29 protein-coding genes are annotated in these 25,314 nt (G+C 40.0%); 7 read left to right on the forward strand and 22 right to left on the reverse strand.

The features are described 5' to 3' along the window. Window positions 1–22: 22 nt before the first annotated feature. The 5 genes from BW976_RS30070 to BW976_RS29460 form a co-directional block, all read right to left on the reverse strand. Window positions 23–535 carry a CPBP family glutamic-type intramembrane protease gene (locus BW976_RS30070; protein WP_084192260.1) on the reverse strand — a complete coding sequence of 171 codons (513 nt, stop codon included), beginning with the start codon at window positions 533–535 and terminating at the stop codon, window positions 23–25. A gap of 23 nt (window positions 536–558) precedes the next feature. Further along, window positions 559–753, reverse strand: coding sequence for a CPBP family glutamic-type intramembrane protease (locus BW976_RS30075; protein ID WP_139332336.1), 195 nt, complete (start codon window positions 751–753; stop codon window positions 559–561). Beyond that, the gene (locus BW976_RS29455) at window positions 669–1,073 is read right to left on the reverse strand and encodes a hypothetical protein (RefSeq protein ID WP_076375049.1); all 405 of its coding nucleotides are present in this window, start codon (window positions 1,071–1,073) and stop codon (window positions 669–671) included. Before BW976_RS29455 ends, BW976_RS30075 begins: the two co-directional genes overlap by 85 nt. Window positions 1,074–1,170: 97 nt before the next feature. Beyond that, window positions 1,171–1,371, reverse strand: a complete 201-nt coding sequence (locus BW976_RS18170; protein WP_076375051.1) for a hypothetical protein — start codon at window positions 1,369–1,371, stop codon at window positions 1,171–1,173. 35 nt (window positions 1,372–1,406) lie between these two features. Next, window positions 1,407–1,580, reverse strand: coding sequence for a hypothetical protein (locus tag BW976_RS29460; RefSeq protein ID WP_175614134.1), 174 nt, complete (start codon window positions 1,578–1,580; stop codon window positions 1,407–1,409). A gap of 241 nt (window positions 1,581–1,821) precedes the next feature. On the opposite strand from BW976_RS29460, the gene BW976_RS18175 reads away from it, so the two are divergent. From BW976_RS18175 to BW976_RS18185, 3 genes are all read left to right on the forward strand, one after another. Beyond that, window positions 1,822–2,271, forward strand: coding sequence for a helix-turn-helix domain-containing protein (locus BW976_RS18175; protein ID WP_076375053.1), 450 nt, complete (start codon window positions 1,822–1,824; stop codon window positions 2,269–2,271). Between the two features lie 78 nt (window positions 2,272–2,349). Beyond that, on the forward strand, window positions 2,350–4,341 hold the full coding sequence (locus BW976_RS18180) for an alpha/beta hydrolase family protein (RefSeq protein ID WP_076375055.1): 1,992 nt from the start codon (window positions 2,350–2,352) through the stop codon (window positions 4,339–4,341). Window positions 4,342–4,541: 200 nt separating this feature from the next. Continuing rightward, window positions 4,542–5,120: a C40 family peptidase gene (locus tag BW976_RS18185; protein WP_076375057.1), complete on the forward strand. Its 579-nt coding sequence runs from the start codon at window positions 4,542–4,544 to the stop codon at window positions 5,118–5,120. A gap of 9 nt (window positions 5,121–5,129) precedes the next feature. Here BW976_RS18185 and BW976_RS18190 read toward each other — a convergent pair whose 3' ends face one another. Further along, the gene (locus tag BW976_RS18190; protein ID WP_076375059.1) at window positions 5,130–5,879 is read right to left on the reverse strand and encodes a TMEM175 family protein; all 750 of its coding nucleotides are present in this window, start codon (window positions 5,877–5,879) and stop codon (window positions 5,130–5,132) included. Between the two features lie 46 nt (window positions 5,880–5,925). Here BW976_RS18190 and BW976_RS29900 point away from each other — a divergent pair, with 46 nt between their 5' ends. Continuing rightward, window positions 5,926–6,054 carry a hypothetical protein gene (locus tag BW976_RS29900; RefSeq protein WP_256367780.1) on the forward strand — a complete coding sequence of 43 codons (129 nt, stop codon included), beginning with the start codon at window positions 5,926–5,928 and terminating at the stop codon, window positions 6,052–6,054. On the opposite strand, the gene BW976_RS18195 is transcribed toward BW976_RS29900, so the two are convergent. Together BW976_RS18195 and BW976_RS18200 are read right to left on the reverse strand one after the other, a co-directional pair. Then, a complete protein-coding gene (locus BW976_RS18195) occupies window positions 6,041–7,951 on the reverse strand; it encodes a DUF3857 domain-containing protein (protein WP_076375061.1) in 1,911 nt (636 codons plus the stop codon). The genes BW976_RS29900 and BW976_RS18195 overlap by 14 nt on opposite strands. Next, on the reverse strand, window positions 7,951–9,924 hold the full coding sequence (locus BW976_RS18200; protein WP_076375063.1) for a DUF3857 domain-containing protein: 1,974 nt from the start codon (window positions 9,922–9,924) through the stop codon (window positions 7,951–7,953). Before BW976_RS18200 ends, BW976_RS18195 begins: the two co-directional genes overlap by 1 nt. Window positions 9,925–10,059: 135 nt before the next feature. Between BW976_RS18200 and BW976_RS18205 the strand changes: the two genes are divergently transcribed. Continuing rightward, entirely contained in the window at window positions 10,060–11,088 is a 1,029-nt protein-coding gene (locus BW976_RS18205; RefSeq protein WP_076375065.1) for a 3'-5' exonuclease, read from the forward strand. A 146-nt stretch (window positions 11,089–11,234) separates the two neighbouring features. Here the strand turns inward: BW976_RS18205 and queG are convergent, their stop codons facing one another. Further along, complete coding sequence (gene queG / locus BW976_RS18210) at window positions 11,235–12,170, reverse strand: tRNA epoxyqueuosine(34) reductase QueG (RefSeq protein ID WP_076375067.1); 936 nt, start codon at window positions 12,168–12,170, stop codon at window positions 11,235–11,237. A gap of 154 nt (window positions 12,171–12,324) precedes the next feature. Here queG and BW976_RS18215 point away from each other — a divergent pair, with 154 nt between their 5' ends. Further along, entirely contained in the window at window positions 12,325–12,690 is a 366-nt protein-coding gene (locus BW976_RS18215) for a SpoIIAA family protein (protein WP_076375069.1), read from the forward strand. A 1-nt stretch (window position 12,691) separates the two neighbouring features. Here the strand turns inward: BW976_RS18215 and BW976_RS18220 are convergent, their stop codons facing one another. After that, window positions 12,692–13,375, reverse strand: a complete 684-nt coding sequence (locus tag BW976_RS18220) for a polysaccharide deacetylase family protein (RefSeq protein WP_317042948.1) — start codon at window positions 13,373–13,375, stop codon at window positions 12,692–12,694. Between BW976_RS18220 and BW976_RS29945 the strand changes: the two genes are divergently transcribed. Beyond that, entirely contained in the window at window positions 13,374–13,535 is a 162-nt protein-coding gene (locus BW976_RS29945) for a hypothetical protein (protein WP_317042949.1), read from the forward strand. The genes BW976_RS18220 and BW976_RS29945 overlap by 2 nt on opposite strands. 9 nt (window positions 13,536–13,544) lie before the next feature. Here BW976_RS29945 and BW976_RS18225 read toward each other — a convergent pair whose 3' ends face one another. From BW976_RS18225 to BW976_RS18280, 12 genes are all read right to left on the reverse strand, one after another. Further along, on the reverse strand, window positions 13,545–14,435 hold the full coding sequence (locus BW976_RS18225; RefSeq protein WP_076375073.1) for a polysaccharide deacetylase family protein: 891 nt from the start codon (window positions 14,433–14,435) through the stop codon (window positions 13,545–13,547). A gap of 94 nt (window positions 14,436–14,529) precedes the next feature. Further along, window positions 14,530–15,708, reverse strand: a complete 1,179-nt coding sequence (locus BW976_RS18230; protein WP_217696276.1) for a Gfo/Idh/MocA family protein — start codon at window positions 15,706–15,708, stop codon at window positions 14,530–14,532. A gap of 28 nt (window positions 15,709–15,736) precedes the next feature. Continuing rightward, window positions 15,737–16,759 (reverse strand): Holliday junction branch migration DNA helicase RuvB, encoded by a 1,023-nt coding sequence (gene ruvB / locus BW976_RS18235; RefSeq protein ID WP_076375075.1) that lies wholly within the window; start codon window positions 16,757–16,759, stop codon window positions 15,737–15,739. A gap of 180 nt (window positions 16,760–16,939) precedes the next feature. Next, window positions 16,940–17,671: a polyprenol monophosphomannose synthase gene (locus BW976_RS18240; protein WP_076375077.1), complete on the reverse strand. Its 732-nt coding sequence runs from the start codon at window positions 17,669–17,671 to the stop codon at window positions 16,940–16,942. Between the two features lie 114 nt (window positions 17,672–17,785). Then, window positions 17,786–19,273 carry a POT-type proton-dependent oligopeptide transporter gene (locus BW976_RS18245; protein ID WP_076375079.1) on the reverse strand — a complete coding sequence of 496 codons (1,488 nt, stop codon included), beginning with the start codon at window positions 19,271–19,273 and terminating at the stop codon, window positions 17,786–17,788. Window positions 19,274–19,388: 115 nt separating this feature from the next. Beyond that, window positions 19,389–20,306 carry a hypothetical protein gene (locus tag BW976_RS18250; protein WP_084192261.1) on the reverse strand — a complete coding sequence of 306 codons (918 nt, stop codon included), beginning with the start codon at window positions 20,304–20,306 and terminating at the stop codon, window positions 19,389–19,391. Window positions 20,307–20,402: 96 nt separating this feature from the next. Then, window positions 20,403–21,581 carry an acetyl-CoA C-acyltransferase gene (locus BW976_RS18255; RefSeq protein WP_076375081.1) on the reverse strand — a complete coding sequence of 393 codons (1,179 nt, stop codon included), beginning with the start codon at window positions 21,579–21,581 and terminating at the stop codon, window positions 20,403–20,405. Window positions 21,582–22,090: 509 nt separating this feature from the next. Next, on the reverse strand, window positions 22,091–22,582 hold the full coding sequence (locus BW976_RS18260) for a hypothetical protein (RefSeq protein ID WP_076375083.1): 492 nt from the start codon (window positions 22,580–22,582) through the stop codon (window positions 22,091–22,093). 236 nt (window positions 22,583–22,818) lie between these two features. Beyond that, window positions 22,819–22,992 (reverse strand): type II toxin-antitoxin system antitoxin, encoded by a 174-nt coding sequence (locus BW976_RS18265; RefSeq protein WP_076375085.1) that lies wholly within the window; start codon window positions 22,990–22,992, stop codon window positions 22,819–22,821. Window positions 22,993–23,043: 51 nt separating this feature from the next. Then, the gene (locus BW976_RS18270; protein ID WP_076375087.1) at window positions 23,044–23,898 is read right to left on the reverse strand and encodes an SPFH domain-containing protein; all 855 of its coding nucleotides are present in this window, start codon (window positions 23,896–23,898) and stop codon (window positions 23,044–23,046) included. A 349-nt stretch (window positions 23,899–24,247) separates the two neighbouring features. Further along, the gene (locus BW976_RS18275) at window positions 24,248–24,730 is read right to left on the reverse strand and encodes a hypothetical protein (protein ID WP_139332337.1); all 483 of its coding nucleotides are present in this window, start codon (window positions 24,728–24,730) and stop codon (window positions 24,248–24,250) included. Beyond that, entirely contained in the window at window positions 24,731–25,276 is a 546-nt protein-coding gene (locus BW976_RS18280) for a hypothetical protein (RefSeq protein WP_076375091.1), read from the reverse strand. It abuts the gene before it with no gap. Window positions 25,277–25,314: the final 38 nt, after the last annotated feature.

The raw sequence follows: 25,314 nt of genomic DNA on the forward strand, positions 1-25,314 counted from the left end.
AAGGGGATCACTATGCAGCTTGTTATAGCCTTTTGATTGCAAAACCAAATAAGTTATAAAGCAGATGTATACTCACCACAGCAATATAGGGGTGAAACTTTTCTTTTTTAAAGTAGATATAACTATAGTTTAAAGAAAGACCGCCAATAAAGGTATTGACAACATATAACCAGTTATAGGTGTGCATTGAGGCAAATAGCATGCTGGATAAAAATATAAAGAGATAATTTTGGAGAGTTTCATTAAAGTTTGTAAACTTTATCGCGTAGCGAAAAATATTATAAGTAGCTACTTGCAAAAGTAAAGTTTCTAAAAAAGGGGCGGCTATTACCGAAATCAGAAATTCCTCCGTAACACTATTCCATTTAATTGTGTTTTTTGATAGCGTGTTTTTAAAGTAAAAATAAGAAATGATGACGAATAATAAACCAATTATAATATTTACGACAACTATGCAGAAAATGAATTTTATATGCTTAAATATATGATGCTTGGTTAGATCTTGATCATTCATAGGATGCTGGAGTCGTAGCATTAATTTTGCATGTTTCTGAGTAATTATGCCACTCTTTTGAATATAAAGCCAAATAAATTGTAAAGCAAATGTATGCTTACTACAGTAAGATACGGGTAGAATTTTTCTTTTTTAAAATACGTATAGCTATAATTTAATAAAAAGCCGCCGAAAAAAGCATTTGCTGTATATAACCAATTGTAGGTATGTAGACCTGCGAATAGCAGGCTGGAAAGCAATACAAAGAGATAGTTTTGGGTGTTTTACCTAGATTTGTAAAGTTTGCCACATAGCTAAAACTGTTAAAAGTTAATACTTGTAAAAGCCAGGTTTCAACAAAAGGAGCGAATAATACAACGGCGAAAAACTCTTCTGCAGTGCTATTCCATGGAAAGGTGTTTTGCCCTAAAATACCTTTTAAATAATATTTAGATGCGTAAGAGAAGCATAAAGAAATTGAAATATGTATTGCAACTATTAATAAAATAAATCTTATATACTTGAATACATGATATCCTGTTTTATCTTGTTCATCTGTATAGTGATGAAGTTGTAACATAGGTTTAGTTTGTTTTAGACACTGGAGATATATTAAATAAAATAGGAATCTTTATAAACATAAAGATCCCTATAAAAGATACAAAGGATTGTTTTAGTTAACCACCAAATCTACCGCTTGCACCCTCAGACGCACCTCCAAAAAATGCCCTGCCGGCATCCCAAATGCCATGCCCAGCATATCCTATATAATAAGCTATATCGTTTGCAAAGCTTGTATCCTTGCTAGGAACTGTTCCTCCACTAATGTTCGTTAACTCGATATTATCAAGTTCAATCATTCCATCTATCTTGTTCATATGATTATAAATTGTTTTAGGTAATTATTAGATGTTTATTTTATTCCACCATCAGCCCAGCCACTGGCTAAGCCACTTTTAATTTCACCCCAGTGGTCCAATATGTATTTACCAATATCTCCCCAAGGAATGTCCCCTCCTTCAACTTCTTTCATTTCCTTAGCATGCATTTCTACCACACCAAAGTTTTCTAAATTCATTTGTTTCATTTACAGGTTGTTTTAAGGTTTCCTACTTTTTCGCAAAGTGCATGGGTTTCAGAAAGGTAAATCCCATATAATTATTTGGCCAAAAATTATTATTGATAAACATAAATGAAATATATTTTATATTTTACGAGTTCTACGCATGGTATTATGAGTTTTATTTATAGTTAAAATAAGTACTTCTTTAATATTTAGAATTTCAGGTGCGGGGAGTTAATATAAGTGACGTTTTACATATAGTCTTATGCCGATACATCAAAATTTAAAAAGGATTCGCGAGCGAAAAAAATTATCACAACAATATCTTGCTGATCGGTTACACATCACTCAAACGGCCTATAGTTTAATTGAAACAGGAAAAACTAAAATAGATGTAGATAGAATTCATCAGCTTGCCGGGATTTTAGATGTACCTTTTACTTACCTTATGATGGATAATGCTACTTCATTTAATGATAAAGCGGCAAATAGTAACGTAACGCATTCACAAGGCAGCATAGAAAGTAAAAACCTGATAGAAGTGCTTAGAAATGAGCTGACTATAAAAAATGAACAAATAAGTATGCTTCATCAATTATTGAGCGAAGTTTATAAAAGATTGCCACGGAACTTTCCTCTATTACTTATCATTTGTCAAATTTTCAATAATAATTTAGATGAAGTAGCTTTCAATTGGATTTTGCCCTACTTTTAAGCCTGGGAATTAAATATCTAAATAAAACTATCTGCAAATGTATCATAACATCCCCAGTCAATCTTTAATCATGTTTACATGAATAAAAATATACTGTTGATCATAGCTGTATTTATTTGCAGCAGTACTTTGGCCCAAACGGTTAAAAAGCCGTTCAAACCAACCGATTTTTATCATATCCCAACACTAGATGATCCTCAGCTTTCGCCAGATGGCAAATGGATCGCCTATAGTTTGGCTGAGGTTGATTCGGCTAAGGATAAAAGGATATCACATATCTGGATGCAGAGTTATGACGGTAAACAATCTATTCAGCTTACTTTTGATGATGAGCCATCCTCAACACCAAAATGGAGCCCGGATGGTAAATATTTATCCTTTCTATCTGAAAAAGATTCTAAAAACGGCGGACAGGTTTGGCTGATGGATCGGAGAGGCGGCGAAGGGCATAAATTGACCGATATAAAAGGAGAATTGCAGGATTACGCCTGGGCCCCAAACAGTAAAAAACTGGCGCTGGTCATCAAAGATCCTGAAAATGGCGGTAAACCCGAACCCAAAACAATAGCCCCTATAAAAATTGACCGGTATCATTTTAAGCAGGATATTGAAGGTTATCTGCAGCATCGGCACTCACATCTGTACGTTTATGATGTTGATACCAAAAAACTGGATACTTTAACCAAAGGGGATATGGATGATGATTCGCCGGTTTGGAGCCCGGATGGTAGAACCATCGCCTTTGTAAGTAACCATACCGATGATCCTGACAAGAACGAAAATTCGGACATTTTTACCATTGAAGCCAAAAGCGGGGCCGAAGCTCAGCAATTAACCACGTTTACGGGCCATGATATTAAGCCATTATGGAGTCCCGATGGTAAGTATATCGCCTACCTGCGGTCGACCAGCGATGCTGATTATTTTATTTATCAGCACGATGTACTTTGCCTTATGGATGCGGATGGAAAAAATAATAAAATACTTACCGCACAACTAGATAGGCCGGTGAGTAACCACGCCTGGAGTAAGGACGGTAAGAACATCGTTTACCTGGTGAGTAATGACCGGATCCGATACGTGGCCCAGTATAATTTGCTGCTTCGCAAATCTACCACCATTAATAAAGGTACGCAGTGTAGTTTTGAAAGCCTGATAGCCCATTCGCCGGGTAACTGGATAGCCAAAATGACCAATCCGTATATGCCGCATGAGTTAGTAGCTATTGAAAATGGAAAGATACGCAGGCTTACCTTTCATCAGGATAAATGGTTGAATAAGGTTAAACTGGCTTTCGTGAAAGGTTTTCAATCGTTTAGCAGTGATGGTACGCTGGTGTCGGGGATATTATACACTCCGGATAGTGTAGTAACTCAGAAACTGCCTTTTATCCTGTATATCCACGGCGGGCCAACCGACCAGGACGAATTTGAATTTGATGCTACCCGGCAAGTGCTGGCCAGTTCAGGTTATGCCGTGGCCGCGGTTAACTATCGGGGGAGTACCGGCCGGGGGTTAGAATATACCAAAGCCATTTATGCCGATTGGGGTAATAAGGAAGTAAAGGATCTGCTTGGTGCGGTTGATGAATTGGTGAAAACGGGTGTTGCAGATCCGCAACGATTAGGCATAGGCGGTTGGAGTTATGGTGGTATATTAACAGATTATACCATAGCTACAGACCCCCGTTTTAAAGCCGCGGCAAGCGGTGCAGGTAGTGCATTGCAATTATCTGTTTATGGCAGCGATCAGTGGGTTGTTCAGTATGATAATGAATTGGGTGTTCCGTGGAAGAATGCTGATAAGTATGTTAAACTTTCTTATCCATTTTTTCATGCCGATAAGATCAAAACGCCAACGCTGTTCATGTCGGGCTTAAAGGATTTTAATGTACCAACCGCGGGTGGCGAGCAAATGTACCAGGCGCTCCGGTCGCAGGGTGTGCCAACGCAACTGGTACTTTATCCAGGGCAATACCATATGATCAGTATACCAAGTTACCAGGTGGATAGGGCACAACGTTATATTGACTGGTTTGGGAAATATTTAGCCCCCCAGCCCCGATTTTAGATGTGGGTCTCAGATGTGCAGATGTGTAAATGTGCGGATGTGCAGATGGGGATAATTTATTGATGATTTAATTTTTCAATTTGCACATCTGCATATTTGCACATCTGCACATCCGGGGCTCACATCTGCACATCTATCCAGTGTTAATATGTTAAAAACATCCATATTAAATAACTATCGTTTAAGTATAATTTTACTCCATGACTAAACATCGCCATCTGCTTTACCTGTTTGCCGTGTTTTTTGTGCCAGTGGTACTAACCTCCTGTCATTCGCGTAAAGCGGCGATGAAAGGGCAACCCGGTGAAATTGTGAAACCGAGGACAGAAATGGCCGATAAGTATTCGCAAATTATGGGCGTGGATAGGGGTGATATCCAAAATGGCCGTTTATACGCATTCATTGACCAATGGATGGGGGTTCCTTATAAATTTGGCGGTCTGGATCAGAATGGTGTTGATTGTTCAGGACTTGCTTTTTTACTGGAGCAACAGGTTTATGGTGTTACCATCCCAAGGATGACCAGTAAGCAGATCACTGTGATCAAACGGAAATATGAAGAGGATCTGAAGGAAGGCGATCTTGTTTTCTTTGATTTCGACGGTAAGCAGTTTAGCCATGTGGGCATATACCTGCAAAATGGATACGTTGTACATGCCAGTTCCAGGCGGGGGGTAATTATTGTTCGTTTGCGCGACCCTTCTATCTATAAATACTTTTCACGTGCAGGCTCCATCATTGCGGATACCAGCGTTACAGACGCCAGTGCCGGGAAATAATCCTTTGATTCAGGGTTTATTTTTTGTTATTCTCTTCTTGACGGTTTTTACAACAGGTTTTCTTTGCGATCTGAGATGCCGAAAAAGCATAGGTGCGGAGTTATTCTGATCCGGATAATATTTTCTGTTAAGCGTGGCTATTACTATGCCATATAAACCTACAAAATACAACAAGAGTTTGGTATCAAGCTTAAGCCAGGTAATTAATGCCATGCAAATAAACCCTAGTGGTATAGTTACGAAGTTTACCCGCTGTACTTTCCATTTAAGTACGGTTTCCATATTGCCTGCATTTACACAGAGTACGCTTTTATTGTTGATGAGATAATAAATAAGCACTGTTTGCGAGATGGTAACCAAAAATATGATGCCGATATAGGAAAATAACCCCCAGCTATAGGTGATAAGATCAAAGCCTGCGGTTATAAAAGTTACTGCAAACGGAAACATGGAAACACAGAACAGGAAGATCAGATTCATAACGATCAGGTTTACATTATAATCCTTTAAAAAACTAAATATCTGTAAATGTCTGTACCAAAAGCTACCTATTAACGCAAAGCTGAGAGCATAACCAATAAATTTAGGTATCAGGTTTGTGAATGCCTCGTTTATTTGCTGGGCGCTGGCATGGTGCAGCGTTTCGGGGAGTTTTATCTCCAAAACCATAATGGTGATAATGATAGCGAATACGGCATCACTAAAAAGTATCACCCGCTCCAGCTGAAACTCCTTTTTTATTTCATCTTCATTTACCATATCTATTCCCGGATAATTTTAATTTAATTGATAATTTTGTTGTGTTATGTCAGATCAAAAAGAGAATTACTCCTTCTGGACTAAATATAAGCGTTTTGCAGGAAACGAGATATTACTTTACCTGGTCATGATCATCGGCATTATACTTGGCATTGTGATATTTAGTTACCTTTAGCCAGGGTAACATTGTTGTCGTCGCTCTCTACAATGGCCTGAAAAAAATCAATCAGATTCTGGTAAATATCCTTACTGTAAGTACCGTCAATCAGTTGCACATGGCGTTTGTAAACCAGTTCGTTCCCTTTTACCATGATGGTTGCCGAAAATTTACCGAATGGTTTGTTAATGGAAACATCAGTAGGGCGCAAATCAATATGATAGCCTGCCGGTAGTGTATAAACAATCTCATCCTCATCGGTATAGCCCCGGTTAATATACACTTCGTGACGCCGGTTACGTATTTCGCGCGGAACGTTGTGGCTTCTGTTGGTAGCATTGGCCAGGAAGGTTATTTTTCCATCATTTACAGATCCGTATTCTCCGGCGCTCAATTTAATGGTTTCGGTAGTTATGGGGTGCAGACTTTTATCTTGTTTAAAGTCGACCTTTTCAATATCCATATTGTTTATGGCGTACTCTTTCTGCAGATTTTTTATCCGCTCTTTGGGTGCTTCTTCAATTATCCCTTCACGGTTATCATATTGAGTGCCTTTAAAAATAGTTTGCATTTGTCCCGATAAATTGCCTTGCGTATCTAAAACGAAGGTCGCTTTACGTTGTTGCAGGTTATTTGAGGCAGTATATTTGGGGGTGTGCAGCAATTTACCACCTTCCGGAGTACAGGCTAATACGGTGCGGTCGTCTGTAAAATCACTCAAAAAGCCGAAAGGTATTTTCTGACTGGTACATTCTAAAAAAGTGGTATCATTTTTAAAGGGCAGGCATAAAATAACATGATCAAACTGATTCATGCTGGCAAAATCATTTAATGGGCTCTGTTTACGACTACCGGCTTCCACAATACAATAGTAAGAGTCGATATTTACAGTTTTAAATAATGCCTGCGTATAGTTTACGAGTGCCTTACAATCACCATAGTTTTGCTGATCTACATCGGCTGCCAAAAATGGCTGATATCCTCCAATACCTACCTGCACGCTTATATAATGGGTTTTACCCTGCATATATTCATATATCTTTTGGGCTTTTAATTTGGGGTTTGTGATACTATCGGTTAGTTGTTTCATGTAAGATGCGGTAGCGCCGGGTACCTGCAGACGGCTGGCCAGTAGCTTATCATATATCCATTTTCCCATCTCCTTCCAGTTGCTGAATGATCCAGTGATACCCTCGTAACTAAACTTTTCGGGAGCTATTTTAACACTGCTCAGGTATTTATCTTCATTAGGGCTATAAGGTTCATCCTTAATGGCTTTTAGGTTATTAACCTGCCATGTATAGGTTTTATAGCCATCTTTATTGGTGCCGATAACTACTTTAGCCGGCATATTGATCTCTTTGTACCGGATGTTAAAATCGGGTTTACAGCTAAAGGTATACGAACTTTTTTCGACGGCTTGCCCTGTAGTTGAGTTGGGTTCCCAGTCACTAAAATTAAGCGACTGTTTTGATTTTACTTCATATTCATAAACAATGGTATAGGGATAATCAGTTACCGCAGGATTGTAATGTTTTACCTTTAAATCCTGAAATAAGGAAAACCCATCCTGCGCGTTCACATCCTCAAAGTCACTTTCCGAAAACTTATTAACCTGCTTGCCAAATTGATTGTAAACTATGCCTTTAATGCTTTTTATTACACGGCTTTTATTATGCCAAACCACTATGTCGGCTATATTATTACCATTTTTATTTAAAATGGTAACTGCGGTTTTAATATGATAAAGGGTATTGTCATAGTCTTTCACTTCAACGCTCACCTCATTATTGCGTACCACTGCGCTGGCATAAGGAAGCAGGTCTTTGGAGATAAGAGATACATCATAGTTCTCCTGGGCACTGGCGACGATGCTTATGATGGATAAAAAAAGCAGCAATAAACAATTCTTCATTATTTTTTCTTGAAGACCATATCCGTTTTTTCCGTAAGGACGATCTTGTTATATAATTCTTTAAGGTAAGGATATTCTTCGGGGGTATAAATAGCTTTGGTAAACCGGGTCATGTTTGAAAAAGTAAACTCATTATCGTGGCTGTCAAAATTGGTAACAAACATACCCCCACTATTAGGTAAAGCAAAAGCCACCACCTGAGGTGGAGTTTCTATAACGTATTGCGCAGGCAGGTGCATATTTAATACAAGCCGGTTGTCGCTCGCCATACCCCAGTCAACCGGGTAATCACGTTCGGCAAGTTTAAAGGGGTTAGTGGTTCTTTTTTCCCAAAAAAAAGGATTAAATACCAGGCGGGCCTTGTTCATATTATCATACGCATCTATTTCAACTTCAAATATTTCGCCCAGGGGTTGGTTAAGGCTATCCAGGTTGCTGATGTTTGATTTTAATATTTTTATTTTGGGTAGTTTTCCGTCAAGGTCCTCTATATATTCATCAACTGAATTGAATTTTTTAATCGCTTTGCGTTGTGTATAAGCTTTATAGCCGTTGTAGTAATTGGTAATGGTGCCTTTAATTTTTCCGTTATCAAGCAAAGTGAGGTCAAGGGTATGAATTTCGCTGGTTTTTTGTAAGGTACTGAGTTCAACCCAGTAGGAGGGTTTGTCCAAACTTATTACACGGCCCTTATCATTAAGGCACTTAAGCGGGAGCACTCCAAAAGATAATAGCGGGTCGCTTGCGTCCAGATAATAGGATTTTCCATCAATGTTTGCTTTGGCTACTACATAATTGAAATCACTGATCACAGGATACAGTGTATTGATGTTGCCATGTTCACGGGTTGATAGCAATACAGCTTCGGTATTAATACCTGCTGCATTTAACGCGGTAATTAAAGTAAGATTGATATCGGCAATGCTGCCGGTATGGGCGTCCATAGCGCGTTTAATGCCATCGGAGCTGGATATGCCAATATAATCATTCCATTTGTACCATTTTTGCAGGTAAGCATAAATGGCCGTTGCCTTATCCATTTCAGTGGTTTTGCCGGCTATAATGGGGTCCATGCGTTCCTTCATCAGGTCTTTTCGCTTCAATTGCGACCCGAATCCGTCCTCAATCTTAAGCTGGTGGTCTATGTCTTTCCATTCCTTAGTTTCACGGGTTTTAGCGCCGGTGTATGGATTAGTCCACTCCACAAGTTCAAAATATATAGCCGATAAAAAGTTCTTTGGAGAAGTCATATAATCTTCCTCCACAAAAGCAGGGATATCTTTCATACCATAAACCAGGTGCGAGCAGTCGCTTTTTGAGCCATGGGAGGTAAAGCATTCCCGCTCCAGTTCGGAGGAGTTTTTTGTGAGCTTGTAGGGGCCTCTTAATGACGCGTTGAATGTCCAGAAGCCGGGTATATGAACCTCATACTGAGAATAGATTTTGGGTATGTCGTCCTGAAACTCCCATTTACGAAAGTTGTCCCAAAAAGGAGAGGTAAGCCTGTACCTGAACTCAATAACACAACCCGGACGCAGACCAGGTAGCGCAAATTTAATTGTACTTTGATATTTGTAATCTTTTACCTTGAATATCTTTTTAGGATCAAGGTCCAGTTTTTGCATCAGGCCGTTATCATCTTTGTAATAAGTGGTGCCGCTAATGTCGGTAACCTCTTCGGTTACATTGTCTCCATTATGTACAGGTATTTCAATAGTACCGCTGGAAAAGCCTTTATTATCGAATATTTTTATTTTAGCATGGTAGTTATAAATGAGGCCGATGCGATCGTCGGAGGTTACATCCATTCTTGAATTGCCAAATTCATTTAAAAATACCGCGTGAGCAGCAGTATCTTTGTCATACTTTTTCATATCAACCTCCTCTTGTACAAAGCCTTCTTTAAAGTCTTGTGCAATTGAAAGGTGTTGTAGACCAAAGGATAAAAGAGTAATAAGTAAAAGTTTCTTCATGTAATACTGTGATAAAATAGGAAGGTATTAAATTAAAAATAAAACGTTTATATTAAATAAATTAAAAAATTTATTCTGCTGATTCTTTTTAGGACATTTGCGACCTTTGTACCATCTACTATTGATACTTTTAAAATGAAATTAAATTTAAAACGCCCCCTTGCTTTTTTCGACCTCGAAACAACCGGTACCAATATTGGTTCCGATCGGATAGTTGAAATTTCTGTAATAAAACTAAATCCGGATGGCAGCGAAGAGGTAAAAACCTGGCGTGTTAATCCAGGCATGCCTATTCCTTTAGAATCATCATTGGTACATGGTATCTATGACGAGCACATTAAGGACGAGCTGCTGTTTAAAGAGATAGGACAGGCGGTAGCAGAATTTATAGGTGAAAGTGATTTAGCCGGTTATAATTCCAATAAGTTTGATATACCGATGCTGATGGAGGAGTTTTTACGTGCAGGAGTATCATTTAGCCTGGATGAACGCCATTTTGTAGATGTGCAAAATATATTTCACCAGATGGAGCAGCGTACATTGAAAGCAGCCTATCAGTTTTACTGTCATAAAACCATTGAGAACGCCCACTCTGCTGAAGCCGATACCCGCGCCACTATGGAGGTATTATTGGCACAAATAGAGCGTTACGAAAATATACAGTGGGAAGATAAGAAAGGTAACATCAGTGTACCGGTTGTGGGTGATGTAGAGGCGCTTCATAATTTTACCAATTTGAGTAAACCCGTTGATTTTGCCGGTCGTATGGTTTTTAACGAACAAGGCGAGGAGCTGATTAATTTTGGCAAGCATAAAGGTAAACGTGTGGAGGATGTATTTAATGTAGAACCAAGCTATTATTCCTGGATGATGCAGGGCGATTTTCCGTTATACACCAAAAGAAAGCTTGAAGAAATATACACCCGTTGGAGTGGCAAAAAAGCGGCTGAGCGCCAGGCTAAAGCTGCAACCCAATCCAAGCCAGACCAACAAGCTCCCAAAACGGATGCCTCAAAGGCAGATTACCCTAAAAAAGAATTCACCAAACCAGATCATACCCGGACACAATATCCACCTAAACCTTTTAAAAAGAAGGAAGAACCCGCAAAGCCTGTTGATAACGACATGTTACAGCAATTAGCTTTGAAGTTTAAAAAAGGGTAGATTAGATTTGAGACGTTAGATATGAGATTTGAGACAACATAATCTCATATTAAATCATTTGTATTTATACAAAAAAGGCCTTGCAGTTAACCTGTAAGGCCTTTTTGTTAGGAATTTAAAACAATTATTCTGATTGGCAATTGTTCTCATATCTCCTTCAGGAATTCAATATTCCTTTTAAGACCAGTAAATTTGGTGCGTTTTACAGCGGAGTTTTTAAATACTTTTTGAAAAACATCCTGTGTTATATCCTGCCAGTCATCAGCTTTTAGGTGGAGTAGTTCGGGGTGTGGGTTGAAGGCCGGCTCACTGTTCAATATGGAGAACCGGTTCCATGGACATACATCCTGGCAAACATCACAGCCAAACATCCAGTTATCCATTTTGCCCTTGAACTCTGCAGGAATCTCATTTTTAAGTTCAATAGTGAGGTAGGAGATACAACGGCTGCCATCAACCACGTATGGGCCAACAATAGCATCGGTAGGGCAGGCATCAATACAATTGGTACAGGTACCGCAATGATCCATCGTGGGAGCGATGTCATACTCCAGTTCCAGATCGATAATCAGCTCAGCCAAAAAAAAGAAAGAACCGGCTTTTTTATTTAATAGGTTGGAGTTTTTGCCTATCCAGCCCATACCTGCCTTTTTTGCCCAGGCCTTATCTAAAACCGGTGCCGAATCAACAAATACACGGCCGCCAACCTCGCCTATTTTTTCATTGATGATCTGTAAAAGCTGCCTTAATTTGTCTTTTATGATGGTATGATAGTCAATTCCGTAGGCGTATTTTGATATTTTGGGAGCGTCAGGATCGTTCTGTTTATTATTAGTGTAGTAATTAATACCTAATGATATGACCGATTTGGCGCCATCAACCAACAAGCGCGGGTCAAGCCGTTTATCAAAATGGTTTTCCATGTACTGCATTTCGCCATGCATATTCTTTTTTAACCATGACTCTAATCGTGGCGCCTCATCTTCCAAAAACTCGGCTTTGGAAATACCACAAAACAAGAAACCAAGCTTTTGAGCCTCGTTTTTGATCAATTGACTATATATCGTCCTGTTTTGCGTCATTGATGCAAAGATAGTATAAAATAAAATTCATAAATCCAAGCTGTTTAGCTATCTGTTATTAATAAAATGCTTTTAGTTATAATATTTTAATAAAAAATACCTCATTTTTAATTATTGGTGTGGTATTTGTAACTATTGCTATAAATATTTGAAGATGCTTGAACACATGAATTATTTGCCTACACATGTGTTAGGTATGCATGCAGTTGGTGAGGTAACCATTAACGATTATGAGAAAGCCCTTTTACCACTGCTCCAGGAGCAGGTTAAAACAACAGGGAAGATTAATTTCTTATTAGTTTTGGAAACCAATATTCAAAACTTTACAGCGGGGGCATGGTGCGGAAACATCGAAATTGGCCTGAAATACTTTTTGCGATGGCACAAGTTAGCTATCGTAACCGACCAAAAAGGTGTACGGGAATTTAGTCACCTGTTTAAATACATTATTCCGGGCCAGTATAAAGGTTATCCTTTAGAGCAACTGGATGAGGCCGTGAAATGGGTTACCGGAAAATAGATTAAAAATCCCGCTGAACGTTACTCAACAGATTCTTTGAGTTCCAATGTCCGCTGTCTATGATCCTTCTGATAGTCATGAGCGGATCTGTAGGGTAACGCTTGGTCGACAATTGAAAAGCAGCCTTAAAACCTCTTTTATGCAACTCTGGCAAGCCTTCTTTGTTCCATAGACCAAAAGGATAGGCAAAATACTTAATTGGTTTCCCGGTTATCTCTTCCAGTTTTTTAGTGGGTTTATCTAACTGAATTTCCCAGTCCTTACCACTAAGTTTGGTAAAGGGATGATGATCCCAGGTATGGCTGCCAATAATATTCCCCTCATCAGATAGTTGTTTGATCTGCGCTTTGGTCATATAATGCGGCCGACCGATGGAAACCGTCATGATAAAATAAACGGCTTTAAAATTGTACTTTTTTAATTCCGGAGCAGCGATAGTAAACTGATCGAGATCCGTATCATCAAAAGTAAACATGATGGGTTTGGATGGCAGTGGTGCACCCGTGGTGAGGTAATCATACAGTTGATCGGGCAATATGCTATGATATCCCTGATCGGCCAGCATTTTAATATGCTCTTTAAATGCCGCTATCTGTACAATATCATCCTTAGCGCTTTTTGAATCAGTAGAACGCCAGTCACGTATCTGGTGATAGCACAAAACAGGTATTTGTTTCCGTCTCATGATAGCAGCAGTATCAAGAGGAGTTATCCCTGTTGATACTGCTGGTTTTGCAGCCGATTGTGAAACCACCGCCGCTTTATCAGTTGAATTTGACTGGCACGCAACTATGCCTGAAACAAGAATTACTAATGCCAGTGATTTTAACATGATAAAGGTTTAATACGATGGACTAAAAGCTATTTCTTACGCTGTTACCAAATGTTTTGGTGCTCCAGTAGCCGCTGTCTAATATTCTTCTAACGGTCATTAATGGATAATCCGGATCGCGCTTGTCAGCCAGTTGGAAAGCGATCTTAAACCCTCTTTTTTGAAACTCTGGTAAAACAGGTTTTTTCCATACTCCAAACGGATAAGCAAAATAATCTATCTTTTTACCAGTAATTTCTTCCAGCTTTTTGGTGGGCTTGTCTATCTGAGTAACCCAATCATCAACCGGGCGGGTAGTTATTTTGCCATTTTTACCAATGATCTTCAGCGTAGAATTATGTGAGTATTTGTCAACCCGGTGATGATCCCAGGTATGTGAACCAATCACGTTGCCCTCGTCTGATAGTTTTTTAACCATGTCGGCGGTCATGTAATGCGGGCGACCAATAGATACGGTCATTACAAAATAAACAGCCTTAAAGCCGTATTTTTTTAGCGTTGGGTTTGCAATGGTGAACTGATCCAGATCGGTATCATCAAACGTTAGCATAATAGGTTTTTTAGGCAGGGGAGCACCAGTAGTCAGATAGGCATATAATTGATCGGGCAGGATAGTATGATATCCGCTATCGGCCAGCAATTTGATATGTTCTTTAAAAGCGGCTATTTGTATAATGTAATCTTTAGCGTTTTTTGAATCGGTAGCTTTCCAATCACGTATCTGGTGATAGCACACAACAGGCACTTGTTTACGGGCCATGATAGCGGCATTGTCGATTTTTCCGCCGGGTGTGGCGGCAGGGGTTTCCGCATTTTTATCAGCAGCGGCAGCTGTTTTATCAGTAGGTTTAGATTGGCATGACATTGCGCCTAGTGCACAAACGGTTAACCACACAAAAGCTTTTTTTAACATAAGATAGCAATGATTATAGATGAATTATTAACGGCGAAATTAATATTATAAATGTGCAGGTTTACAATTATATTAACAAATATTCAGCCTGAAGTTATAAAACTATCCTTTTGCCTTCTTTAATGGATCTTTTGGCGGCATCCAATATCTGCATCACAATCATGTTGTATTTTAATGATGAACGGTCATTGCGTACTTTGATAGGGTTTTTAAGTGCCGCGGTAAAATAAGGCACAGGGGCACTTTCCATCACTGGAAGCGGAGGTGCTTTAAATTCTTTTACGTCATTGTTAATGCGTATCTGAACCTTATCCGGATCAAAAGTGTGGATATAACCTTTGGCCCCGAATATTTCCATATCCTTGATGCTGAAAGGCCAGTTCCATGATGCCTCAATCATTCCGGTGGCATTTGGGTATTCTACTATAATGGTAGCATCATCTTCTACCTTGGGATATACCGATGGTTTATAATGACGGGCGATGGCAGTTACAGCGATGGGTCGTTGGCCCTGCATGAACCAGGTCATCATATCGGCACCATAGCAGCCAAAGTCATTTAAGGCTCCGGCTCCGTTAAGTTCTGGATCGGTTAACCAGCTTAAAAAATCCTCGCTACAGCCAATTTCCCGCGGGCCCTGGTGGCCATCATGAAAAACCATTTTACGGATTACGCCTATGCTATCGGTTTTTACCGTATTGTAGGCGCTTTGTACTGATGGATACCAGGTGGTTTCGTAATTGGTTAGCAGGTTAATATAATATTTAAGCGCCAAAAATTCCATGCGTTTGGCCTGGTCAAGGGTTGCTGCCAGAGGTTTTTCAACCATTACAGATATACCCAAAGGGGCGCAGGTTTCTACAATATCAATATGTTTACCTACCGCGTTATAACCCAGTACAATGGTGGGTTTACGTTTGAGGCACATGGTTTTCAGATCTTCAAAAAACAGGGAATCGGGCAGGTTATATATTTTACCAAACTTTTGCCATAGCTTTTTATCAGGCTCAGCTATGCCCACAATGTTCACGTTTCCATGCCGATATTCATTCAATATCAAGTGTATATGGTCATGGTTCAACCCGGCAATACCTACTTTAGTACCGGTAGCCAAGCGGCGCGTAGCCAAACTATCTGCTGCTTTGATCTTGGCCAGAGAGTCAACTGAGGCGATCTGAGCCTGCGTATCAACAGTGTAAATCGTTAAAATAGCAACAATAGCTAAAAGCATTTTGCAATAAAACCTGAAGCTTTGTTTGGTTTGTGTTCTCATGGTTTGCTATAGTAGGTTTGTTGGTTTACTAAAATAAGGATGGATTGCCGCCCAGTTTTATTTTGCCTAAATGTTTATAAGCACTTTCTGTAGCCTCGCGCCCACGGGCAGTTCGCATCAAAAAGCCTTCCTGTATCAAAAAGGGTTCATATACTTCTTCAATAGTGCCTTCATCTTCACCTACCGCGGTAGCAATGGTTTTTAAGCCTACCGGGCCACCTTTAAACTTATCAATAATGGTGACAAGTATCTTATTGTCCATCTCATCCAGTCCGTGTTCATCCACATTAAGGGCGTTCAGGGCATATTGGGCTATGTCAGTATCAATGTTACCATTGCCTTTGATTTGGGCAAAATCACGTGTGCGGCGCAGCAAAGCATTTGCAATACGTGGGGTGCCGCGGCTACGGCGGGCTATTTCGTAAGCTCCTTCATCAGAAATGGGGGTTTTGAGGATAGATGCCGAGCGCAGCACAATAGTAGTAAGCAGCTTGGCATCATAATACTCCAATCGGGAATTAATACCAAAGCGGGCTCTTAAGGGCGCCGTAAGCAGACCGGAGCGCGTAGTAGCACCTACCAAAGTAAAAGGGTTAAGCGATATTTGCACCGAGCGGGCGTTGGGGCCGCTCTCCAGCATAATATCTATCTTAAAATCTTCCATGGCCGAGTATAAATACTCCTCCACCAGCGGACTTAAGCGATGTATTTCATCGATAAACAAAATGTCGCCAGTTTCCAGATTGGTAAGTAGACCGGCAAGATCGCCGGGTTTATCCAGCACCGGTCCTGAAGTGATCTTGATACCTACGCTCATTTCGTTAGCGATAATGTACGACAGGGTAGTTTTACCCAAACCGGGAGGGCCATGCAGTAAAACGTGATCAAGCGCCTCGCCACGTTGACGGGCGGCTTGCACAAAAACTTTTAAGTTGGCTAATATTTTATGCTGACCGGTAAAATCTTCAAATTGCTGCGGACGCAACACCTTTTCAATATCACGCTCAGTATTGGTCAATTTTTCTGCTCCGGGGTCAAGATGCTCGTTCATTGCCAACGAAATTAGCTTTTTTATTTCGGAATTCGGATTTTCGATTTCGGAATTAAAGAATTTTTATCGGGATTGTTACAGACTCGTTATATAGTCAGACTTGTAACAATTAGAGATCAAAATTGAGAACGGTACATCAAAATAAATCCGAAATCGAACATCCCAAATCCGAAATCAATATCATCCTTCCGGGTATTTCCTGAAAATACTGTTGATCTTCATTTGTATCACCCCGAAAAACGCTTCTTTGAATATCCCGGTTGACATTTTGGAGGTGCCAGCTGTTCTATCAGTAAAGATGATAGGTACTTCAACCAATTTAAAGCCGTGCTTGATACTGGTGTATTTCATCTCGATCTGGAAGGCATAACCCACAAATTTTATTTTATCAAGCCTTACGGTTTCCAGTACTTTACGTTTGTAACACATAAAACCTGCTGTAGAATCACGTACATCAATACCCGTAATGAACCTTACATATACCGATGCAAAATAGCTCATCAGCACGCGACTCATAGGCCAGTTTACCACATTTACGCCATTGCTGTATCGTGAACCAATAGCTGCATCGGCACCATCAATACAAGCCTGGCGAAGTTTAAGCAGATCATCAGGGTTATGCGAAAAATCGGCATCCATTTCAAAAATATAATCGTAATGGCGCGCAATGGCCCATTTAAAGCCATGTATATAGGCCGTGCCGAGGCCCTGTTTTCCCGCCCGCTCTTCCATAAAAAGGCGCTCTGGGTAGGTGTTCATCAATTCTTTAACGATGAGATTAGTGCCATCTGGCGATCCATCATCAATGATGAGTAGATGAAAATCATGAGGCAGGGAAAACACTTTGCGTATCATCCGCTCAATATTTTCCTTTTCATTATAGGTGGGTATTATAACAATGCTATCCGGCACTTAAAAAATATCAGGTAAACAAAAGGCAAAAATAATTGATTTAAACCCGGTTTTAAAATAAATAAAGCAGTTAAATAATATTGTTACTTAACTGCTTTATAATATCGTTGAACTTTATAAGTTAGTACTATCTGCAATAACTTGGTTATCTACGTAAGGATCAGTGATGTAGTTACGTTCTTTTAACCGTGGTGCAACAAAAAGAAATACCAGGATAAATACGCAAATAAAAATGACAAAGAACCACTCATAGTTTGCACCTTTAAGGTTACGTGTCCACCAGCCACCGTCTTCTATTAATCCATTAACAAGCGCGGTTATCAAATTACCGAAAGATACAACCAGGAACCAGATACCGGTCATGGTACTTTTCATTGATTTTGGGGAGTGTGTATAAGCGTACTCCAGGCCGGTGATAGATACAAGCACTTCGGCTGCTGAAAGTATCATAAACGCAAACACCTGCCACCAGATGGTAGGTTTACCGCCATGATCCAGACTGGTGTGTATTATGCCGATTACCACGAATGATAAAGCTGTTAAAATCAGGCCGACACCAAGTCTTCGCAACGGGGTTGTTTTTAGACCAATTTTGTCAAACCATGGATATACTACATAGTTGAAAAATGGAATGAATAAAAGAAGGAACACCGTATTAACAGTTGATAACTGACCAGGCAGCACTGTGAACGAGGTAAAACCAAGGTTAATTACACGATCCATTCTATCGGCATATAGGGTCCACTCAGACAAGCATTGATCCCAAACAGCCCAAAATGCCAGTGCGAAAAAGAATACCGACATAACCCGGTATACTGCTTTCACACCTTCAACACGTTCGGGGTCATACGAACCTTTGGCAACATCAAGCAAGGATTGGCCAGGTTTGCGTTGACCTGAATGAGTTAGGGCATACCAGGTTATAAATACCAGGTTATTGCGATTAACGCCTTGTGGAGGAACCTTTACGTATTTTTTACGGCCCGAAAAAAATATGATGGTAGCCAGCGCCATCAGTAAACCGGGAATACCAAAAGCCCACCTAGGGCCAAAGTGCTCATAAGTCCATGGAATAGCAACGGTTGAAATCATAGAGCCGGCATTGATACTGAAATAAAACCAGCCGTAAACTTTCGAAAGCAGATCCTGGTTGGTAGCATCAAACTGATCGCCCACATTAGCAGATACGCATGATTTAATGCCGCCGGCGCCAATTGCTACTACAAGTAATCCTAATTCAAAGCCACCAAGGCCACCATCGAACATGGCCAGCATTAAATGCCCAAAACAGTAAATTATCGATACATATAAAATAAGTTTGTATTTGCCTGTAAACCAATCGGCAATCATGCCGCCTACAAATGGCAAAGCGTAGGCCACCATCACAAATAGGTGGTGTAGCTTATTGGCTTTGGCATTGGCAACATCCGTTAAAGCAACAATATGATTGGGATTAAAAAACTGGTTTACCAAAAAAAGCGTCAATACAGAACGCATGCCATAAAAGCTGAAACGTTCAGCAGCTTCGTTGCCGATAATATAAGGGACACTCCTGGGGAATCTGGATTTTGAGGTAGCCTTTACGGCAGGATTTTCTTGCATTATTTAAAGTTTGTTAAAAATAGTATAATTCTTGTTATTCAGGGTCTTATACCAAAGGTGTTACAATTTATAAGTTTATTATTTTGATGTAGTAATTTTTGCAGGGTATAAACATTTAATTGGAATGTATCAGGCTCTTGTCTTTTACGGCCTGTTTTTTAGGGTCCACGTATTCAGCATCACTATTACTGGGGATGTTGCGCATATCCAGGTTTTCTATATATACCCAACGGCCATTCTTTAGCTTATAACCATCGTAGGTCAAATCAGGGCCAAATGTTTCGGGTTGATCCTTCATTTTTTTATCAGGCGGGGCCAAATGGTCAAATACAACCAGATTTTGGTCTGATATGTAACGCAGCAGCATGGATACCTGGCGGGTGTATTCAAATATTACCCGTTTGCGGCTTTTGCCGTTACCATCAAAAACAGGCATTCCGAAGGATGGCTTATCACCACTATTAAAAGACAGTATCTCTAATACTTTTTTGGTCGATTTTACAGTATTGCCCTTCCAACCAAGCAGCACATAATATGGCTTTTGCGCATAAACCGGGATGATTTTATAATACTGGGCCCCATACCATTTTCGGTTGTCGGTCACCGAATCTTCCGGGTTTTTGAGCAGGGGTGAATAATCTTCCAACGGGAACATTTTGAGAGGGCCGCCACTATTAAGCTGGATAGTACCATAAAAACGATAACTGCCATCTAGGTTCATCACATGCCAGCTCATGATGCGGAAACGGTTATCGGGCGAATTCAAAATGCTGATGCTTTTAACCGAATCAAAAGGAAAAAGGAACGAATTGTTGATTTTAAGAGCGCTTACCAGTGTTTTAATAAACTGATAGTTAGCATTTTTACGTTCCAGGTCGTTTTCATCATTCACTATTTTTTTTCCTAGCGAAGCAAGGCTATCCTGGTAAATATTTAATTGTTTTATGCGTGAGCTCTCGTCCGAGTGCTGACCAAAAGTCTGGCTGCAAATAAACAGAGAGATTACGAATAGAAACAAGCGCCTAGCTACCATACCGGGTAATTAAAAATTAACATAATGTTGCCGCTAAATTAATAATTTATCCTAATAGCCGTTGTAACTTGTAGTTCAGCAGCCAGTTTATTTAATTTAACGTAAATTTTCAATAACCATTGCGCTGGCGCCACCGCCGCCATTACAAATTCCAGCGGCGCCGTACTTGCCTTTATTTTGCTGTAAAACAGAGAGTAAGGTAACTATGATACGCGCTCCCGAAGCACCCAGCGGATGACCCAATGAAACAGCGCCCCCGTTAACGTTAACTTTAGCCGGATCGAGCTTTAAAAGCTGGTTGTTGGCTATAGATACTACAGAGAAGGCTTCGTTGATCTCAAAAAAGTCTATCTCATCTGCAGATAAACCTGCACGGTGTAGAGCCAATGGTATAGCTTTGGATGGGGCAGTAGTAAACCATTCCGGGGCCTGCTGCGCATCGGCATGGGATATTATTTGGGCTAATGGTTTAATACCCAGCTCATCTGCTTTTTCTTTGCTCATGAGTACCAGGGCCGCTGCACCATCATTTAAGGTAGATGCGTTGGCGGCTGTTACGGTACCATCCTTTTTAAATACGGGTTTTAAGGAAGGTATTTTCTCAAACTTTACTGCTTTGGGTTCTTCATCCTCGGCAAATAAAGTGACATCGCCTTTTTTATCTTTAAGTTCCACAGGGGTTATTTCGTCCTTGAATTTGCCTGCAGCCTGCGCTTTTTGAGCCCGGTTGTAGGATTCAATAGCGAAGGCATCCTGCTCCTCGCGACTGATATTACAGTCGGTAGCACATAATTCAGCGGCCGAGCCCATATGGTAGTCGTTATAAACATCCCAGAGGCCATCTTTTATCAGTCCGTCGATAATTTGACCGTTACCCAGACGGTAGCCATTGCGGGCCTTATCCAGGTAATAAGGTACATTACTCATGCTCTCCATACCACCAGCAACCACAATATCATTTTGACCTATGGCGATGCTTTGGGCAGCCAGCATAATGGCTTTCATACCCGAGGCACATACTTTATTTACGGTAGTGGCAGGCAAATAAGGCAGACCGGCAAATATAGCTGCCTGGGTAGCAGGTGCCTGCCCCAAATTGGCCGATAGCACATTGCCCATATAAACTTCCTGTATCTGGTCGGGTTTGAGGCCCGATTTTTCGATTGCTGATTTGATGGCTAAAGCACCCAGTTGTGTGGCGCTCAGGGCGGCTAAACTGCCTCCAAAGCTGCCGATAGGCGTGCGAGTGGCAGCCACTATTACTACTTCTTTCATGTGTCCCTCATTAAATTGGTGCGGCAAATTTAATTATTTTGCTGAAAGGAAAAAGCTATGCATGCATAATAATTACAATGGTGATTTTTTAGTTTTATTTTTTGGTATATACCACTTGGCAGGTCGGTTGTGGGGGAGTCTTTGCCAGCCTGTATTTAGCTGTAAAAAACTTTTTAAACCTTAAATTTTAACAAATTTCTGGTCGAATGGAGTGAAAATCACTCTAAAACTGCTTGAAAAAACCTCATTTTAACACTTTTTAACAAATTTTAACACGGTTTTAGGCAGTTTTTAAAACTTTAAAAAGTATTAAATTATTGATATTCAAATGATTGTATATAAAATGATGGTTTTTTGGCCTTGTTTTATCTTTAACAAAACAGCCCGGTTCATTTTATATAATGAACCGGGCTGGTGCTGATATAAATATACGAAATTAGCGGGAATATACAAAGTTGAACGCTGCGCCAGTTCAAGCGTCTGATCTTTATTTAAGTTAAGTTATCACATCATTTTAAACTTTGGATCCTCGATTTTTCGAAAAGCTTTACCCATCCTTTTTTGCCTAGCGAGAGTGTGGTGAGTATATAACGTTTATTGTCGGGATCGGGGTGGATTTCGAAAAAAAGACTGTTTTCACCCAGTAGATTATTCCGAAGCGGAACTATGGTAGTTTTACCCAACGTTACTTCATTGTCTTTAAAACTGTCATACAAACCTAATACGTATTTGTAAAAATCCGATTCTTCCTGAGCAGATGGGAAATCAAGTCTTTTCACAAAATTAGTAGTTGTATGATACTCCAGAAATTCAGAATTATCCTCCTCTATATGAAACAGACCAAATGTTACTGTTAATGCTACGCGCTTAGCGCCGATAAGGACAGGCGTCTTTTTTGCCTCATCGGCCTTTACCTGATCTTGCGTTTTGCCGACTTTAAATTGAGAAAATCCTTGTAACGAAAAAAACGTAAGAACCAGTGCTAAAGATAAGTTTTTCATGTCATGAAGTTTTAAATAAATTACATAAAGCTATATATAGTTTTTCAATTAAAAGATACCGATAGATAGGTATATATTGGGGTTTCTGGTCTATACAGGCACATCAATTTTTAACTGAATTTATACTGCTGGCTTTAATTATGTAATCTATGACATACTAATCTCGCAGACGGGCTGTCAACGAGGACACAAGCAACGGTGGAAGCACAAATGCTTGCTCCTTGTTCCCCAAATCCTTACTCCAAAGATCCCTTTTTCTTCTTCGTGGTTTTTTTTCGGGCAAGCAGGGCCTGTTGCAGCAGATATTCAATCTGGCCGTTGGTGCTTCGGAACTCCTCGGCACCCCAGGTCTCTATCTCCTTCAATACATCCGGATTAACACGTAATATAAATGCTTTCTTTTCGGCCATATCAACCTCCTGTTCTTCTCAACGTGGCGAAATTTTTTAGCTTATTCATGATCAATGATATAATGTTCCGGTATTCACTACAGGGTTTACGCTGCGGTCGCCACACAGTACCACCAGCAGGTTGCTTACCATGGCGGCTTTACGTTCCTCGTCAAGCTCTACAATGTTTTTTTCTGATAATTTATTCAGTGCCATTTCAACCATGCCTACGGCGCCTTCCACAATAAGCCTGCGGGCTGCTATAATGGCCGATGCCTGCTGAACCTGTAGCATAGAATGCGCTATCTCTGGTGCGTAGGCCAGGTGCGATATACGAGCCTCCAGTACTTCAATACCGGCACGGGCCAATCGTTCGTTCAACTCTTTTTCTAATAAAAGACTTACCTGTTCGGCACCGCCACGCAGGGTGATGGTGGCTGTTTCGTCCTCCAGATTATCATAGGGGAAGGAGTTGGCCAGGTGACGTACCGCGGCCTCACTTTGGATATTTACGTATTGGATATAGTTTTCAACTGCGAATACGGCAGCGGCAGTATCCTTGATCTGCCATACAATTACAGCGGCAATTTCAATGGGATTACCAATGCTATCATTTACCTTAAGCTGTTGCCCGTTAAGGTTAAAGGCGCGTAATGATACTTTCTTTTTTGCAGTAAATGGGTTAACCCAAAAATAGCCGTCTTTTTTTACCGTACCGGTATACTGGCCAAAAAGGGTGAGTACTCTTGACTCATTAGGATTTACAATGATACAGCCGGGTAGTATAAGCGTTGTGCCTAAAAAAAGCAGAATACCTGAAAGTGCTGGGATTGACACCAGGAAAATAGCAGCAACAACTATTGATGCCACGAATAATACCAGTGCGAAAAAGCCTGATGGCGGGTTGATAATTTTTTCGGTTTGCATAATAAATATGATTTTAAAATGATATCATAAAGATATCAAATTAAAATTGATAAATGCAAATGAAAATAGAATCAAGAGTCAAGAATCAAGATGAGAAGATGATCGAGAAAATAGGGTAGGGAACCAAACGTAAGAATCAAGAAAGTCTTGTTAAAATGCATTAGAGATCGGGCTCCTTACGATGAGCGTATTGGCATACCGCTTGTGAAAGCATAATTAACATACCGGGAATTAACCCGACGGTTAAGCCGTTATTGCCAAATTATAATGCACATGATTTGCCTTTGTATATGAAGCACTTTAACCAAGCATTGTCACTTTTAACGTACTGCACTGCAACGCCATTAAATTAAAGTAACCCATCTGCCGTGAATTTGCTTATAATGGCCTTTCGGCTTTTGCTAACAAGTTCATCGGTGTCGCCATAAGTACCGGTCGAGGTACTTATTTCGCTTTTCCAAACGGGCTTTTTGGAGGTAGCGTCTATCAAAGTTAATTCGAATGCATTGTCTATACCCGTAACCGTTTGCCGAATTAATAATATAGCTTCCGGATTGTAATTTTTGATTTCCTGGATTCTGCTTTCCTCGCTTTCTAAAGAAAGCTCATTGTATACATGTGATTCAGTTTCTACGGTTTTTGCTTTCAGATCCATTTTTAAGCCATTTATAAGGACTGTACAGTAGGCGTTCATTTCCTTTTTGCACCTCGCTTCAATGAATATTTTTTTCGGCTTTCGTGTATAACTGGTATCCTTATTGGAGGTCATGTTTACGGTAGCACATGATTGTAAAACCAAAATCAGCGTCATTAAAAGTAAAATCTTTTTCATTTAGTATGCTCTGGCGTTTGATATTGTGTTTATTTGAGTGTTGGTATTTATAAGCTGATCTTCCTGCATTTTATTGATAACTGTTTTAATAGCACTGTTCACCGTACTAACGTTCCAAAATGGCCCATAAACATCAAGATTGCCTTTCCACACAACTTTTTTTGCTTTTCCTTCAATTAAACTAAGTTCATAAACGGCACTTCCCGGTGCACCATTCATAATAGTTATTTTTGTCATTTTGACAAGCAGGAGTGCATCCGGATTAAAAGTATTTATATCGTTATCAATATCTTGTTCAGTTTTTAAAGAGAGTGGATCGCGTACAAAGCCATCACAAATTATATTTCTGGTTTTGAAATTTAGCGTTAAACCATTATATAGATCCTGACCAAACGCTTTACCATCTTTTGCATTCGTAATGATCATATATAACTTTTTCGGCTTTTGATTGTACCCAGCATCTTTGTTGGTCTCAATTTTTGTAGATACACAGGATTGCAGGATAAAAATGACCGCGATAACCGCTATGATGTGTAATTTTTTCATTAATTGTGAATAAGGTTAAACGGATACTGGCATTAAAA

The organism is Mucilaginibacter lappiensis (genome assembly GCF_900155965.1).
In the GTDB taxonomy this organism is placed as follows: domain Bacteria; phylum Bacteroidota; class Bacteroidia; order Sphingobacteriales; family Sphingobacteriaceae; genus Mucilaginibacter; species Mucilaginibacter lappiensis.

Excerpts from the sequence above, each read along its gene's own strand:
- BW976_RS30070 (WP_084192260.1), bottom strand. The coding sequence starts at position 535 with ATGCTACGACTCCAGCATCCTATGAATGATCAAGATCTAACCAAGCAT.
- BW976_RS29455 (WP_076375049.1), bottom strand. The coding sequence starts at position 1,073 with ATGTTACAACTTCATCACTATACAGATGAACAAGATAAAACAGGATAT.
- BW976_RS18170 (WP_076375051.1), bottom strand. The coding sequence starts at position 1,371 with ATGAACAAGATAGATGGAATGATTGAACTTGATAATATCGAGTTAACG.
- BW976_RS29460 (WP_175614134.1), bottom strand. The coding sequence starts at position 1,580 with ATGAAACAAATGAATTTAGAAAACTTTGGTGTGGTAGAAATGCATGCT.
- BW976_RS18175 (WP_076375053.1), top strand. The coding sequence starts at position 1,822 with ATGCCGATACATCAAAATTTAAAAAGGATTCGCGAGCGAAAAAAATTA.
- BW976_RS18180 (WP_076375055.1), top strand. The coding sequence starts at position 2,350 with ATGAATAAAAATATACTGTTGATCATAGCTGTATTTATTTGCAGCAGT.
- BW976_RS18185 (WP_076375057.1), top strand. The coding sequence starts at position 4,542 with ATGACTAAACATCGCCATCTGCTTTACCTGTTTGCCGTGTTTTTTGTG.
- BW976_RS18190 (WP_076375059.1), bottom strand. The coding sequence starts at position 5,879 with ATGGTAAATGAAGATGAAATAAAAAAGGAGTTTCAGCTGGAGCGGGTG.
- BW976_RS29900 (WP_256367780.1), top strand. The coding sequence starts at position 5,926 with ATGTCAGATCAAAAAGAGAATTACTCCTTCTGGACTAAATATAAGCGT.
- BW976_RS18195 (WP_076375061.1), bottom strand. The coding sequence starts at position 7,951 with ATGAAGAATTGTTTATTGCTGCTTTTTTTATCCATCATAAGCATCGTC.
- BW976_RS18200 (WP_076375063.1), bottom strand. The coding sequence starts at position 9,924 with ATGAAGAAACTTTTACTTATTACTCTTTTATCCTTTGGTCTACAACAC.
- BW976_RS18205 (WP_076375065.1), top strand. The coding sequence starts at position 10,060 with ATGAAATTAAATTTAAAACGCCCCCTTGCTTTTTTCGACCTCGAAACA.
- queG (WP_076375067.1), bottom strand. The coding sequence starts at position 12,170 with ATGACGCAAAACAGGACGATATATAGTCAATTGATCAAAAACGAGGCT.
- BW976_RS18215 (WP_076375069.1), top strand. The coding sequence starts at position 12,325 with ATGCTTGAACACATGAATTATTTGCCTACACATGTGTTAGGTATGCAT.
- BW976_RS29945 (WP_317042949.1), top strand. The coding sequence starts at position 13,374 with ATGATAGCAGCAGTATCAAGAGGAGTTATCCCTGTTGATACTGCTGGT.
- BW976_RS18220 (WP_317042948.1), bottom strand. The coding sequence starts at position 13,375 with ATGAGACGGAAACAAATACCTGTTTTGTGCTATCACCAGATACGTGAC.
- BW976_RS18225 (WP_076375073.1), bottom strand. The coding sequence starts at position 14,435 with ATGTTAAAAAAAGCTTTTGTGTGGTTAACCGTTTGTGCACTAGGCGCA.
- BW976_RS18230 (WP_217696276.1), bottom strand. The coding sequence starts at position 15,708 with ATGAGAACACAAACCAAACAAAGCTTCAGGTTTTATTGCAAAATGCTT.
- ruvB (WP_076375075.1), bottom strand. The coding sequence starts at position 16,759 with ATGAACGAGCATCTTGACCCCGGAGCAGAAAAATTGACCAATACTGAG.
- BW976_RS18245 (WP_076375079.1), bottom strand. The coding sequence starts at position 19,273 with ATGCAAGAAAATCCTGCCGTAAAGGCTACCTCAAAATCCAGATTCCCC.
- BW976_RS18250 (WP_084192261.1), bottom strand. The coding sequence starts at position 20,306 with ATGGTAGCTAGGCGCTTGTTTCTATTCGTAATCTCTCTGTTTATTTGC.
- BW976_RS18255 (WP_076375081.1), bottom strand. The coding sequence starts at position 21,581 with ATGAAAGAAGTAGTAATAGTGGCTGCCACTCGCACGCCTATCGGCAGC.
- BW976_RS18260 (WP_076375083.1), bottom strand. The coding sequence starts at position 22,582 with ATGAAAAACTTATCTTTAGCACTGGTTCTTACGTTTTTTTCGTTACAA.
- BW976_RS18265 (WP_076375085.1), bottom strand. The coding sequence starts at position 22,992 with ATGGCCGAAAAGAAAGCATTTATATTACGTGTTAATCCGGATGTATTG.
- BW976_RS18270 (WP_076375087.1), bottom strand. The coding sequence starts at position 23,898 with ATGCAAACCGAAAAAATTATCAACCCGCCATCAGGCTTTTTCGCACTG.
- BW976_RS18275 (WP_139332337.1), bottom strand. The coding sequence starts at position 24,730 with ATGAAAAAGATTTTACTTTTAATGACGCTGATTTTGGTTTTACAATCA.
- BW976_RS18280 (WP_076375091.1), bottom strand. The coding sequence starts at position 25,276 with ATGAAAAAATTACACATCATAGCGGTTATCGCGGTCATTTTTATCCTG.